Genomic DNA, 12770 nt, shown 5'->3' on the forward strand with positions numbered 1-12770 from the left:
GCGATTGCTCATGAACATGGGGCATGGCCCCGTGCATTTCAAGCCCCTGGTGGCAACGTGGTTTGCGCTTCGTCAATCCGCGAGGCCTGGCGGCTGTCCAGGCGCGAGGTGCGCTCGGCCACCTGCACCCGGTTGCGTCCGGATGCCTTGGCGGTGGACAGCGCTTCGTCAGCCAGCGCCAGGTCGTCTTCCAGGGTGGTGTCGGGCTCGTGCAGGCTCAGGCCGATGCTGACGGTGGCGCGCACCGGGCCGAACTTCGATTCGCAAGGGCTGCGTTCGATCACCTTGCGCAGCCGCTCGGCCACCGCCTCGGCCTCGCGCAGCATGCGCACCGGCAGCAGCACGGTGAACTCTTCACCACCGTAGCGGGCCAGCAAGGCGTCTTCGCGCAGGCTTTCGCGCACCACCTGGGTGAGGTGGCGCAGCACCTGGTCGCCAATCTGCTGGCCGTAGCGATCGTTCAGGGCTCGGAAGTGGTCGATGTCGAGCATCAGCACGGCCACGGTGCGGGTCTGGCCACGTTGCAGGGCCAGCATGCGCTCGCCCAGTTCACGCAGGCCACGGCGCGACAGGGCGCCGGTCAGGTCGTCCGACAGTGAGCGGGCACGCAGCTGCTGTTGCAGCCGGTCATTGATGGAGGCAAACACCAGGGCGGCCACGCCCAGCGGCAACACGGCAAACGACAGGCCGGCCACCGGGCGCAGCCAGTCGGGCGCATGCAGCCAGTCGGGCGGCAACGGACCAGGCACCGTGAGGGCGTGCTGCAACACCACCAGCCACAGCAGGGCCAGCAAGCCGGCCACGGCCAGCAGGGCCAGATCCTGCGTGACCCAGTGGCGCCCCGCACGGATCAGCAAGGCCTGGTCCAGCGTCAGCGCCACCGACAGCACGGCGAACACACCCGCCACCACCTGCACGTAAGGCAACGGTGGCAACAAGGCCGCAGCGCCCAGGGCCAGCCCCACGGAGCCCATGGCGGCCGTGCCCACCCAGGGCGGCGTACGGCGTCCGTTGAGTTGACGGAAAGCCCAGCCCAGCAGCGTGATGCCCACGCCCGCCAGACCGATGGCCGCTTTGATCAAGATGGGCGCGTGCAAAGGGGGCACAAGCACCACAAAGCCCATGCCCGACAAAGCGATGAAGCCCGCACGGAAGAGGTTCAGCGCGTACTGCACCCGGGGCTGGTCGGTGCGGATCAGCCACATCAGCCCCAGGCCCAGCAGCGCGCTGAAGCCCGTGACGGCGTAGCAGGTCAACACATCGACCACTGGGGCTCCTTGAATGGGTTGCGAAGGTCTTCGGCCATTTTTCGGCCATTCCGTGACGAACTTGACACTTCAGAGGGCTGGCGGTCAAGGAACTCGCCCAGGGTTGCCCAGGCAAGCGCGCTCAGCCCGCCGAATTGGCCTGCACACCGGCCACCCCCCAGCGGGCCAGGGCGTCGTCGTCCTGAACGCGGGCGTCCACCCACTGCCCACCCTGCGTGGTGACCTCTTTCTTCCAGAACGGGGCCTGGGTCTTGAGCCAGTCCATCAGGCATTCGCAGCCCTGGAAGGCGGCATGGCGGTGCCGCGCAGCCACGGCCACCAGCACGATCTGCTGGCCCACCGGCAGCAGGCCCACACGGTGCACCACGCGCACACCGATCAGGCCGAAGCGCTCGGCCACGGCATCCATCATGGCCCCGATGCTGCGCTCGGTCATGCCGGGGTAGTGTTCAAGTTCCAGCGCCACACTGCCCTCGCCCCAGGCCCGCACATGGCCCGTGAAGCTGACCACCGCGCCCACCTGGTCGCAAGCCTGGGCCAGCAACCCGGCCTCGTGGCTGAGGTCGAAATCGGCCGTCTGCACGGCCACATGTCGGTGCAGCAAAGCCATGCTCAGCCCCCGGTCACGGGCGGGAAAAAGGCCACCTCGGCGCCATCGTGCAGGGGCTCGTCAGCGTCGCACAGGGTCTGGTCCAGGGCGGTGCGCAAGCCCTGTCCCTCGGCCAGGGCCTCGGCATGGGCCGGCGAGCGCGCCTGCAGCCAGGCCCACAACTCACCCACGGTGCGGGGCGCATCACCCGCCCATTCGCAGGCTTCTTCAGGCCCCAGGTGCTCGCGCACACGGGCAAAGTATCGAACGGTCACGCGCATGGTCAGGCTCCCGTGCGGGGTTGCAGGCACTCGCTGTAAGGCCACCAGGCCACCGTGTCCCCGGCCTGCACGACCTGCTCGGGTGCCAGGTCGACCAGGCCTTCGGCCCAGGCGGCCGACATCAGCACGCCCGAGCCCTGGTGGGGGTGAATCTCGACCTGCCCCTGGGCATTCAAGCGTGCGCGCAAGAACTCGCGGCGCTTGTCGGGCCGGGGCCAGTTGAAAGCCGCCGGCAGCATCAAGGGCCGTGGCAAGGCCCAGCCTTCTCCGGCCAGAAGCCCCAGCACCGGGCGCACCAGCACCAGGAAGGTCACGAAACTGGCCACCGGGTTGCCCGGCAGGCCCATGTAGAGGCAACGGCTGCCGTCAGGGCGTCGGACATGGCCGAACACAAAGGGCTTGCCCGGCTTGATGGCCAAGGCCCAGAACTGCAACTCGCCCTCGGCCTGCACCGCGGCACGCAAGTGGTCTTCTTCGCCCACCGACACGCCCCCGCTGGTGATGATCAGGTCGCTGTGGGCGGCGGCCTCGCGCAGGGCCTGGCGGGTGGCCTCCAGCTGGTCAGGCACCACGCCACGGTCTTGCGGCACGCCGCCCGCAGCCTGCACCAGGCCCATCAGGGTGTGGCGGTTGCTGTTGTAGATGGCGCCCGGCGGCAGGGGCTGCCCGGGCATGACCAGCTCGTCGCCGGTGGTCAGCACCGTCACGCGCGGCCGTGCGAACACCGGCAACTGGGCGGCGCCCACCGAGGCGGCGACACCCAGCGCGGCAGGCGTCAGGCGGGTGCCACGCTGAAGCACGGTCTGCCCCGCGGTGATGTCTTCGCCGGCACGGCGGATGTTCTGGCCGGGCTGCACCGGCTGGGTGACACGCACCGAGGCGCCGGCGGCAGTTTCCAGGCGTTCGGTGTGCTCCTGCATGACCACGGCACCCGCACCGGCGGGCACTGGCGCACCCGTGAAGATCCGGGCGCATTGCCCCGGGGCCAGTGCGGCCCCCACCTGGCCTGCGGCGATGCGCTGGGCCACAGGCAGCGCGGTGCCGGGCTGCTGCAAGGCCGGCAGGTCGGCCTCGTGCACGGCGTAGCCGTCCATGGCGCTGTTGTCCAGCGGGGGCACGGCCACCTTGGAAACCAGGTCCGTGGCCAGCACACGGCCCAGCGCCTGCAGGCTGTCCACGGCGTCCACCGCAGGCCCGGCGCCCTGTGCCAACAAGTGGTTGACCGTGTGTTCCAGGTCCTGCCAGGCCTGGGTCAGGGCGATGAGGGGCGAACGCGGCGCAGACACTTTGAAACTCCAGCTTCACACAAGCGGTGCAGCATAACGCCTGGAGCGGGCCCGGTGCTTGCATGGGCTGGGCCGCCGTGAAGTGTTTGACCTGACCGCCGGGTGGGGCAGGCACTTGCGCCGACAATGAGACACAGGAGACGCTTGCATGGACGACCTGATCCCGGAAGACGACCCCCTGGAACTGCTGCTGGCCTGCCATGACAAGGTGCTGCGCTTCACCAGCCTGCACAGGCGCCTGGGTGCCCATGTCGGCCGACATGGCGCCGACCATCAGGCGGCCGAGGCGGCACAGTCGGTCATTCGATACTTCGACCTGGCTGCGCCCCTGCACCACCAGGACGAGGAAGAAGACCTGTTCCCAGCCCTCCGAGTGCTGGGCCTCCCTCAGGTTGATCTGACCCTGGACTTTCTGGCGACAGAGCACAGACAGCTGGAAGCGGCGTGGCGCGACCGGGTCAGGCCCTGGCTGCAGGCCATCGTGGCGCGCCAGCCCGTGCCCATGCCAGGCGATGTGCAGTGGTTCGCCGAACGCTGTGAACAGCACGTGGCCCTGGAAAACAACCAGCTGTACCCGCACGCCAGCGAGCTGCCTGCCAGGCTGCGCGCCCAGCTGGCGCGCAACATGGTGAACCGGCGCCGGGTTCAGCAGGCCGCGGCCTGAGGAGCGTGGCGCGTTGCAGCGGCGGGCTCGGCCGATGGGCCAACGAGCAGCCGCTCCATCAGTTCGCGCACGCTGCGCACCTGATCGCCAAAGGGCAAGGCACCCGCACCGCGGAAGAACAGGCCCTTCTTCACGTCACCCCGCAAGGCCGCCGCCAGCTGGTGGTGAATGCAGAACTGCCCCCAGTCGGCCAGACCATCGCGCAGGCCACACTGGGCCAGGCAGTCAAAGGCTTTGGTGCAGCGTGATTTGGCATGCGCCACGGCTTGCAGCTTGTCCACGCTGCGAAGGTAGTTGTTCAACCAGGGCGTGCGCACGGCCCGCGCCGGCAAACCCGCCACGCTCACGAACTCGGCCATGTCGTCATCGCGGGCCTCGGCCAGCACGCGCTTGAACTCCGGGTGGGCGTCGCCTTCGGTGGTGACGGCAAACGGGGTACCCAGCTGCACCCCGGCCGCCCCCAGGGCCTGCACCCGCTGGATGTCGGCCAGGCTGCGGATGCCACCGGCTGCGATCAAGGGGATTTCTTTCTCCAGCCCGGCTGAGCGGAAGAATGCCAGGGCCTCAGGGATCACGCGCTCGAAATCAAAGCGTGGGTCGTTCAGGTCGGCCACTTTGGCTGCGCCCAGGTGCCCACCGGCCAGCCGGGGGTGCTCGATCACGATGGCGTCGGGCAGGCGCTTCTTGCGCTCCCATTTCCTGACGATCAGCTGGATGCCCCGGGCGTCCGACAGGATGGGGATCAGCAAGGTGTTCGGGTGGTCGCTGGCCAGATCGGGCAGGTCCAGCGGCAAACCGGCCCCCACCACGATGGCGTCAATGCCGGAAGCCAGGGCCTGCTTCACCGATGCGGCGTAGGCACTGACGGCCCGCATGATGTTGATGGTCAGCAGCCCCCGACCACCGCTCAGCGCCCGCGCCTTCTGGATGTCCCGGTCGATGGCCTCCAGGTTGGCCGCGTCGATGGCGGCCTTGGCCCGCTCATCGGGCGGCAGGCCGGTGGTGCGCGCCATGAGGTCGGGGTGGTGGCGACGCAGGTCAACCGAGGACAAAGTGCCCACGCCGCCCAGCGCAGCCACGGTGCCCGCCAGGCAATGGCCCGACACGCCCACGCCCATGCCGCCTTGCACGATGGGCAGCACGGTTCGCCCCCCCAGTGTCAAGGCCCGCAAAGGGCTGCGCTGCAACAGGGCCAGCAGGTCAGCGGGGATCAGGGCTTCGGGCGTGCAGGTCATGGCCACGGGCGGCTAGGCCGCAAGAAAAAAGGGGTGCCCGCAGCCTAAGCGCGGCACCCCTTTGAGGCCCTTGCCCTGGGTCAAACCCAGTGCAGACTCAATCCTGGCAGTGCTGGACCACGTAGTCCTTCACCCACTGGGTGTCTTTCGGGCACACCACAAAGCGCTTGGGCAGCTGCTCCAAACCATCCAGGCCCGAGATCCAGTGCGGGCGTGCCGGGCGCTGGCCCGTGGCTTCCACGATGGTCTCTTCGAACTTGGCCGGAAGGGCCGTCTCCAGCACGATCATGGTGGTGCCCGGCTTCATGTGCTCGCGGGCCACCTTCAGGCCGTCGGCCGTGTGGGTGTCGATCAGCGTGCCGTCGGCTTCGAAGGTGGCGCGGATGGTGTCCAGGCGGTTGGCGTGGTTGCTGGTGCCCGAGGCAAAGCCGTAACCCGGCACTTTGGCGAAGGTCTCGGCCGGCAGCGTGAAGCCGCCCTGCTTTTCGACCGCGTCCTTGAACAGGGCCTTGCAGGCGGCGCCATCACGGCCCAGCAGGTCGAACACGAAACGCTCGAAGTTCGAAGCCTTGGAGATGTCCATCGAGGGCGACGAGGTTTCGTAGGTTTCGGCCGTGCCGCGCACACGGTAGGTGCCGGTGCGGAAGAACTCGTCGAGCACGTTGTTCTCGTTGGTGGCCACCACCAGCTGGTCAACGGGCAGGCCCATCATGCGGGCCACGTGGCCGGCGCACACGTTGCCGAAGTTGCCCGACGGCACCGTGAACGACACCTTCTCGGTGTTGGCCTTGGTGGCGTAGAAGTAACCGGCGAAGTAGTACACCACCTGGGCCAGCAGGCGGGCCCAGTTGATCGAGTTGACCGTGCCGATCTTGTACTGGCGCTTGAAGGCCAGGTCATTCGAGACGGCCTTGACGATGTCCTGGCAGTCGTCGAACACGCCTTCCACGGCGATGTTGTGGATGTTCGGGTCTTGCAGGCTAAACATCTGGGCCTGCTGGAAGGGGCTCATGCGGCCGTTCGGGCTCAGCATGAAAACGCGCACACCCTTCTTGCCACGCATGGCGTATTCGGCCGCGCTGCCGGTGTCGCCCGAGGTGGCGCCCAGGATGTTGAGCGATTCACCACGGCGGCCCAGCTCGTACTCGAACAGGTTGCCCAGCAGCTGCATGGCCATGTCCTTGAAGGCCAGCGTGGGGCCGTTGGACAAGGCTTGCAGGCACAGGCCCGGCTCCAGGTGCTTCAGGGGCGTGATCTCGTCAAAACCGTACACAGCCTTGGTGTAGGTCTTGGCGGTCAGGGCCTTCAGGTCGGCGGCCGGGATGTCGTCGATGTACAGCGACAGGATCTCGAAGGCCAGCTCGGCATAGCTCAGGCCACGCCACTTGGTCAGCGTGGCGTCGTCCACCTTCGGGTAGTGGGTGGGCAGGTACAGGCCGCCATCGGGGGCCAGGCCTTCCAGCAGGATCTCGGCGAAACCGCGCTGGGTCTGGTCGCCACGGGTGCTGATGTACTTCATGCCAGCTCTTCCTTGCGCAGCTTGACGATCGGGGCCAGCACGGTGGGCAGCGCCTGCATGGCGGCGATCGCCTTGTTCATGCCACCTTCGGTGGTCTCGTGGGTCAGGATGATCAGGTCGGTCTGGCCACCTTCGCTGACCTGGTCGGCTTCGCGCTGGATCACGGCGTCGATGCTGATGCCCTGCTCGGCCAGGAGGCCGGTGATGTTGGCCAGCACACCCGCCTTGTCGGCCACGCGCAGGCGCAGGTAGAACGAGGTCTGCACCTGCTCCAGCGGCAGCACCGGCAGGGCCGACATCGAATCAGGCTGGAAGGCCAGATAGGGCACGCGCGCCTCGGGGGCCGCGTCGATCAGGCGGGCGATGTCCACCAGGTCGGCCACCACGGCCGAGGCTGTCGGCTCGGAGCCCGCACCCTTGCCGTAGTACAGGGTGGTGCCCACGGCATCGCCCTGCACCAGCACGGCGTTCATGGCGCCTTCCACATTGGCGATCAGGCGGCTCATGGGCACCAGCGTGGGGTGGGTGCGCAGCTCGATGCCGTTGTCACGGCGGCGGGCAATACCCAGCAGCTTGATGCGGTAGCCCAGTTGCTCGGCGTACTTGATGTCGGTGGCCGACAGCTGGGTGATGCCTTCCACATGGGCCTTGTCGAACTGCACCGGGATGCCGAAGGCAATGGCGCTCAGCAGGGTGGCCTTGTGCGCGGCGTCCACGCCTTCGATGTCGAAGGTGGGGTCGGCTTCGGCGTAACCCAGGCGTTGGGCCTCTTTCAGCACCACGTCGAAGTCCAGGCCCTTGTCACGCATTTCGGACAAGATGAAATTGGTGGTGCCGTTGATGATGCCGGCCACCCACTGCACGCGGTTGGCGGTCAGGCCTTCGCGCAGGGCCTTGATGATGGGGATGCCGCCGGCCACCGCAGCCTCGAACGCGACGATCACGCCCTTTTCGCGGGCGGCAGCGAAGATCTCGGTGCCATGGACGGCCAGCAGGGCCTTGTTGGCGGTGACCACGTGCTTGCCAGCGGCAATGGCTTCGAGCACCAGGGCCTTGGCAATGCCGTAGCCGCCGATCAGCTCGACCACCACGTCGATCTCGGGGTTGGCGATCACGGCGCGGGCATCGGCCACCACCTGGGCGGCGTTGCCCACCACCTCCTTGGCGCGCTCGGTGTTCAGGTCAGCGACCATGGCGATCTCGATGCCACGGCCGGCACGGCGGCGAATTTCTTCCTGGTTGCGCTGCAGCACGGTGAAGGTGCCGCCGCCCACGGTGCCGATGCCCAGCAGGCCGACCTTGACGGGTTTGAGTGCGTTGAGGCTCATGGTGTGTCTTTTCGATCTCGGGGCGCGACAGGGGTCGCCCGTGCGCCAGGGTTCAGTCTTCAGGGGTCAAACTCTCGCCTCGGGCCGGGGCCCGAGCGGTTCATGCGTGACGCTTGCGGTAGCCGTCGAGGAAGCGTGCGATGCGGCCGATGGCATCGGCCAGGTCGTCGGTGTTGGGCAGGAACACCAGACGGAAGTGATCCGGGTGGGTCCAGTTGAAGCCGGTGCCCTGCACGATCAGCACCTTCTCTTCGGCCAGCAACTCGTAGGCGAACTGCTGGTCGTCGGCGATGGGGTACATCTTGGGGTCGAGCTTGGGGAACATGTACAGCGCGCCCTTGGGCTTGACCACGCTCACACCCGGGATCTGGTTCAGCAGCTCGTAGGCCAGGTCGCGCTGCTTGCACAGGCGGCCGGTGGGTGCCACCAGGTCCTTGATGCTCTGGTAGCCGCCCAGCGCCGTCTGAATGGCCAGCTGACCCGGCGTGTTAGCGCACAGGCGCATCGAGGCCAGCATGTTCAGGCCCTCGATGTAATCCTTGGCGTGGCGCTTCTCGCCCGAGACCACCATCCAGCCGGCGCGGTAGCCGCAGGAGCGGTAGTTCTTGCTCAGGCCGTTGAAGGTCAGGAACAGCACGTCGTCGGCCAGCGAGGCCATCGACACGTGCTTGTTGCCGTCGTACAGGGTCTTGTCGTAGATCTCGTCGGCCAGGATGATCAGCTGGTGCTCGCGGGCCACCTGGATGATCTCTCGCAGCAGGCTTTCGGGGTACAGCGCGCCGGTCGGGTTGTTCGGGTTGATGACCACGATGGCCTTGGTGCGCGGCGTGATCTTGGCGCGGATGTCGGCGATGTCGGGGTACCACTCCTGCTGCTCGTCGCAGATGTAGTGCACCGGGCGACCGCCCGACAGCGACACCGCAGCCGTGTACAGGGGGTAGTCGGGCGCTGGCAGCAGCACCTCGTCGCCCTCGTTGAGCAGCGCGTTCAGCGACATCACGATCAGCTCGGAGGCGCCATTGCCCAGGTAGACGTCATCGACCGTGACGCCCTTGACCCCTTGCTCCTGGCAATAGTGCACCACGGCCTTGCGCGGCGCGAACAGGCCCTTGCTGTCGGTGTAACCCGCCGCCCCAGACAGATTGCGGATCATGTCCTGCACGATCTCGTCGGGCGGCTCGATGCCGAACACGGCCAGGTTGCCGATGTTCAGCTTGATGATCTTGTGCCCGTCTTCTTCCATCTGGCGCGCCTTTTCCAGCACAGGCCCACGGATGTCATAACAGACGCTGGCGAGTTTGCTGGACTTGGCGATCGGCTTCAAAGCACTCTCCGGGTGGAAAACGGGGGGTAAAGATAGAATTTAACCACAGGCCGCCCCTGGTGCACCTCTGAGGTGCCCCCAGGGTTGAGCGCCCGCCGGAAGTCCCCTCGCCCCAGACGCCATGAAGCTGCACGCCGACCGCCCCGAAGCCGCCAACGTCATCCACTCCATCACCCGCGAGTCGGTGTCGATCAATGGCACGAAGCACACCACCAGCGTGCTGGTGCCTTCTGACGCGCCGCTGGCGCCCTGGGGCGCCGCGACAGTGGCCGACCTGACGGCCGAGCATTTCGAACGCATCGTGGCCTACAAACCTGAACTGGTGGTGTTCGGCTCGGGCCCGCAGCAGAAATTCGTGCACCCAGGGCTGATGCGCAGCCTGATCCAGGCCGGCATCGGGGTGGACACCATGGACACCCAGGCGGCCTGCCGCACCTACAACATCCTGGTGTCGGAGGGGCGCCGCGTGCTGGCGGCCTTGATCATTCACGCCTGACACAGCAGCCGTGAAAGCGCACCTCGACGCAAGGCACCCACACCACCCCCCAATGTGTGAATCCCCCGCTCCGGGGGGCCCTCGGCCAAGCCTTTATAATCGTCAGGTTTTCACGCAGGTCGCCTGCAGGCCGAGTACCCGAACATGACGCCAGCCCTCAATAAATCTCTGCCGGAATTCGAAGCCGCTGCCACCGGCGGCGTGAAGTTCACGCCTCAGGCCTTCCAAGGCCAGACGGTCATTCTGTACTTCTACCCGAAAGACCACACCCCCGGCTGCACCACCGAAGCCATGCAGTTCCGCGACAAGCACGCGGAGTTCACGCAAGCCGGCGCCATCATCTTCGGCGTCTCGCGTGACAACCTGGCGTCGCACGACAAGTTCAAACAGAACCTTGACCTGCCCTTCGAGCTCATCGCCGACACCGAAGAAAAGCTCTGCCACATGTTTGGCGTGGTCAAGAACAAGATCATGTACGGCAAGAAGGTCAAGGGCATCGAGCGTTCGACCTTCCTGATCGACCCCACCGGCGTGCTGCGTGCCGAATGGCGCGGCATCAAGGTGGCAGGCCACGTGGACGAAGTGCTCGCTGCCGTGCAGAACCTGCAGAAGGTGGCCGCCTGAGGCTCTGAACCCCCTGCCCGCCACAGCAGCCGAGTGTGCGCCTGTGGCAGGCAGCTGACAAGCGGGGCCACCCGCACAGCCGCCGGGCACAGTCTGTGCATAATGGGTTTCATGCATCTTGCATGTCACCGATTCATCTCTCCCGGCAGTCTGCGCTTCCCGATGGTCGCGCCCTGCCACCTGATGACCGGCAACAAGCCGCACCGCGAAAGCGTGCGGCTTTTTTCATGCCCGCTCCATACCGAAACTCCTGAAACGGAAGTGCCCCATGCCCTTGCCCAAAGCTCCTTCCAAGCGCGCTGACATGCTCTCCGAGGTCGATTTCACCTCGCAACCGCCTGCTGTCACGAAAACCACCAAAGGCAAGGCCCCCAAGGTGCCACCGGCCGCCCCCCGCGTGAGCCTGCCTCCGGTGCTGGAAGTGGTGTCTCGCACCCCAGCTGCCGACCTGCAAAGCGCCCCGGCCACCGCCAGCCCGCGCCACCAGCCTGCGCCCAGCCTGAAACCGGCTGCCCCAGCACCCAAGGCCCTGCCCGTCGTGGCTGAGCGCCAGGCCGAAGCCCCATCGGCCACCGAAGCGCCGACCAAAGCCACGGCTGCAGTCAAGCCTGCCAAGGGCAGCACCAGCCGCCGAAAGAAAGACACCGGCCCGGCCAAGCTGTTCGTGCTGGACACCAACGTGCTGCTGCACGACCCGATGTCGCTGTTCCGCTTCGAAGAGCACGACGTCTACCTGCCCATGATCACGCTGGAAGAGCTGGACGGGCACAAGAAGGGCATGACCGAAGTGGCGCGCAACGCCCGCCAGGTCAGCCGTGACCTCGATGCCCTGGCCGCCGACATGAGCAACCGCGGCGGGCAGGACCCGGCCGCCGGCATCGCCCTGAACAAGACCGGCCACAGTGCCGCCCACGGCAAGCTGTATTTCCAGACCACCGGCATGGCGGTGGAGCTGCCCATCGGCCTGCCCCAGGGCAAGGCCGACAACCAGATCCTGGGCGTGGTGCAGGCCCTGCGCGACAAGCACACCGATCGCGAGGTGGTGCTGGTGTCGAAAGACATCAACATGCGCATCAAGGCACGCGCCATGGGCCTGCCGGCTGAAGACTACTTCAACGACAAGACCCTGGAAGATGGCGACCTGCTGTACACCGGCGTGCTGCCCCTGCCAGCCGACTTCTGGGACCGTCATGGCAAGGGCATGGAGAGCTGGCAGCAAGGCGGCATCACCTACTACCGCCTGAGCGGCCCCATGGTGCCCGTGATGATGGTGAACCAGTTCGCCTACCTGGAAGCACCTGGTGTCACGCCGATGTACGCCAAGGTCATCGAGATCACGGGCAAAACAGCCACGCTGCGCACGCTGAAGGATTTCACCCACGCCAAGAACAGCGTGTGGGGCGTGCAGGCCCGCAACCGCGAGCAGAACTTCGCCCTGAACCTGCTGATGGACCCGGACTGCGACTTTGTCTCGCTGACCGGCTCGGCCGGCACCGGCAAGACCCTGATGACGCTGGCCGCCGCACTGGCCCAGGTGCTGGACGACCGCCGCTACACCGAGATCATCGTCACCCGCGTGACGGTGCCGGTGGGCGAAGACATCGGCTTCCTGCCGGGCACGGAAGAAGAAAAGATGTCGCCGTGGATGGGCGCGCTCGACGACAACCTGGAAGTGCTGGCCCGCAGCGACAGCAGCGCCGGAGAATGGGGCCGCGCGGCCACCAACGAACTGGTGCGCAGCAAGATCAAGATCAAGAGCATGAACTTCATGCGCGGTCGCACCTTCCTGAACAAGTTCGTGATCATCGACGAGGCGCAGAACCTGACGCCCAAGCAGATGAAGACCCTGATCACCCGCGCAGGCCCCGGCACGAAGATCGTCTGCCTGGGCAACCTGGCCCAGATCGACACGCCCTACCTGACCGAAGGCAGCTCGGGCCTGACCTACGCCGTCGACAAGTTCAAGGGCTGGCCCCACAGCGGGCACGTCACGCTGGCACGCGGCGAACGCTCGCGCCTGGCCGACTTCGCCTCGGAAGTGCTTTGAGCCTGGGTGGCCTGCCCCCTGCCCCCGCGGCAGGGACAGGCCAGACGCACAAAGGGCGCCCTCGGGCGCCCTTTGTCATGGGGTGGCCGCTCAGCGGCCACAGCCCGCC

At 66.9% G+C, this 12770-nt stretch carries 12 protein-coding genes; 4 read left to right on the plus strand and 8 right to left on the minus strand.

Annotated elements, in window-relative coordinates:
- Positions 1-38: 38 nt before the first annotated feature.
- The 4 genes from EYS42_RS05750 to EYS42_RS05765 form a co-directional block, all read right to left on the minus strand.
- Complete coding sequence (locus EYS42_RS05750) at positions 39-1268, minus strand: GGDEF domain-containing protein (protein WP_130966889.1); 1230 nt, start codon at positions 1266-1268, stop codon at positions 39-41.
- 121 nt (positions 1269-1389) lie between these two features.
- Positions 1390-1878, minus strand: coding sequence for a molybdenum cofactor biosynthesis protein MoaE (locus EYS42_RS05755; RefSeq protein ID WP_207301114.1), 489 nt, complete (start codon positions 1876-1878; stop codon positions 1390-1392).
- Between the two features lie 2 nt (positions 1879-1880).
- Entirely contained in the window at positions 1881-2138 is a 258-nt protein-coding gene (moaD, locus tag EYS42_RS05760; protein WP_130966890.1) for a molybdopterin converting factor subunit 1, read from the minus strand.
- Between the two features lie 2 nt (positions 2139-2140).
- Positions 2141-3424 (minus strand): molybdopterin molybdotransferase MoeA, encoded by a 1284-nt coding sequence (locus EYS42_RS05765; protein ID WP_130966891.1) that lies wholly within the window; start codon positions 3422-3424, stop codon positions 2141-2143.
- 148 nt (positions 3425-3572) lie between these two features.
- On the opposite strand from EYS42_RS05765, the gene EYS42_RS05770 reads away from it, so the two are divergent.
- The gene (locus tag EYS42_RS05770; RefSeq protein WP_130966892.1) at positions 3573-4088 is read left to right on the plus strand and encodes a hemerythrin domain-containing protein; all 516 of its coding nucleotides are present in this window, start codon (positions 3573-3575) and stop codon (positions 4086-4088) included.
- Here EYS42_RS05770 and EYS42_RS05775 read toward each other — a convergent pair.
- From EYS42_RS05775 to EYS42_RS05790, 4 genes are all read right to left on the minus strand, one after another.
- Positions 4070-5323: an NAD(P)H-dependent flavin oxidoreductase gene (locus EYS42_RS05775; protein WP_130966893.1), complete on the minus strand. Its 1254-nt coding sequence runs from the start codon at positions 5321-5323 to the stop codon at positions 4070-4072. The two genes, EYS42_RS05770 and EYS42_RS05775, sit on opposite strands and share 19 nt — an antisense overlap.
- Positions 5324-5420: 97 nt before the next feature.
- Positions 5421-6842, minus strand: coding sequence for a threonine synthase (gene thrC, locus EYS42_RS05780; RefSeq protein ID WP_130966894.1), 1422 nt, complete (start codon positions 6840-6842; stop codon positions 5421-5423).
- Complete coding sequence (locus tag EYS42_RS05785) at positions 6839-8170, minus strand: homoserine dehydrogenase (protein WP_130966895.1); 1332 nt, start codon at positions 8168-8170, stop codon at positions 6839-6841. The genes thrC and EYS42_RS05785 overlap by 4 nt, the downstream gene beginning before the upstream one ends.
- Before the next feature lie 100 nt (positions 8171-8270).
- The gene (locus EYS42_RS05790) at positions 8271-9494 is read right to left on the minus strand and encodes a pyridoxal phosphate-dependent aminotransferase (protein ID WP_130966896.1); all 1224 of its coding nucleotides are present in this window, start codon (positions 9492-9494) and stop codon (positions 8271-8273) included.
- A 121-nt stretch (positions 9495-9615) separates the two neighbouring features.
- Between EYS42_RS05790 and EYS42_RS05795 the strand changes: the two genes are divergently transcribed.
- The 3 genes from EYS42_RS05795 to EYS42_RS05805 all read left to right on the plus strand — a co-directional run bounded on the left by EYS42_RS05795 (position 9616) and on the right by EYS42_RS05805 (position 12661).
- Complete coding sequence (locus EYS42_RS05795) at positions 9616-9990, plus strand: Mth938-like domain-containing protein (RefSeq protein ID WP_130966897.1); 375 nt, start codon at positions 9616-9618, stop codon at positions 9988-9990.
- A gap of 144 nt (positions 9991-10134) precedes the next feature.
- Entirely contained in the window at positions 10135-10614 is a 480-nt protein-coding gene (locus EYS42_RS05800; RefSeq protein ID WP_130966898.1) for a peroxiredoxin, read from the plus strand.
- Positions 10615-10882: 268 nt separating this feature from the next.
- Entirely contained in the window at positions 10883-12661 is a 1779-nt protein-coding gene (locus EYS42_RS05805; protein WP_130966899.1) for a PhoH family protein, read from the plus strand.
- Positions 12662-12770: the final 109 nt, after the last annotated feature.

This window comes from Aquabacterium lacunae, assembly GCF_004310865.1.
GTDB classification, from domain to species: Bacteria; Pseudomonadota; Gammaproteobacteria; order Burkholderiales; family Burkholderiaceae_C; genus Aquabacterium; species Aquabacterium lacunae.

Excerpts from the sequence above, each read along its gene's own strand:
- EYS42_RS05770 (WP_130966892.1), top strand. The coding sequence starts at position 3,573 with ATGGACGACCTGATCCCGGAAGACGACCCCCTGGAACTGCTGCTGGCC.
- EYS42_RS05775 (WP_130966893.1), bottom strand. The coding sequence starts at position 5,323 with ATGACCTGCACGCCCGAAGCCCTGATCCCCGCTGACCTGCTGGCCCTG.
- EYS42_RS05785 (WP_130966895.1), bottom strand. The coding sequence starts at position 8,170 with ATGAGCCTCAACGCACTCAAACCCGTCAAGGTCGGCCTGCTGGGCATC.
- thrC (WP_130966894.1), bottom strand. The coding sequence starts at position 6,842 with ATGAAGTACATCAGCACCCGTGGCGACCAGACCCAGCGCGGTTTCGCC.
- EYS42_RS05805 (WP_130966899.1), top strand. The coding sequence starts at position 10,883 with ATGCCCTTGCCCAAAGCTCCTTCCAAGCGCGCTGACATGCTCTCCGAG.
- EYS42_RS05800 (WP_130966898.1), top strand. The coding sequence starts at position 10,135 with ATGACGCCAGCCCTCAATAAATCTCTGCCGGAATTCGAAGCCGCTGCC.
- EYS42_RS05755 (WP_207301114.1), bottom strand. The coding sequence starts at position 1,878 with ATGGCTTTGCTGCACCGACATGTGGCCGTGCAGACGGCCGATTTCGAC.
- EYS42_RS05795 (WP_130966897.1), top strand. The coding sequence starts at position 9,616 with ATGAAGCTGCACGCCGACCGCCCCGAAGCCGCCAACGTCATCCACTCC.
- moaD (WP_130966890.1), bottom strand. The coding sequence starts at position 2,138 with ATGCGCGTGACCGTTCGATACTTTGCCCGTGTGCGCGAGCACCTGGGG.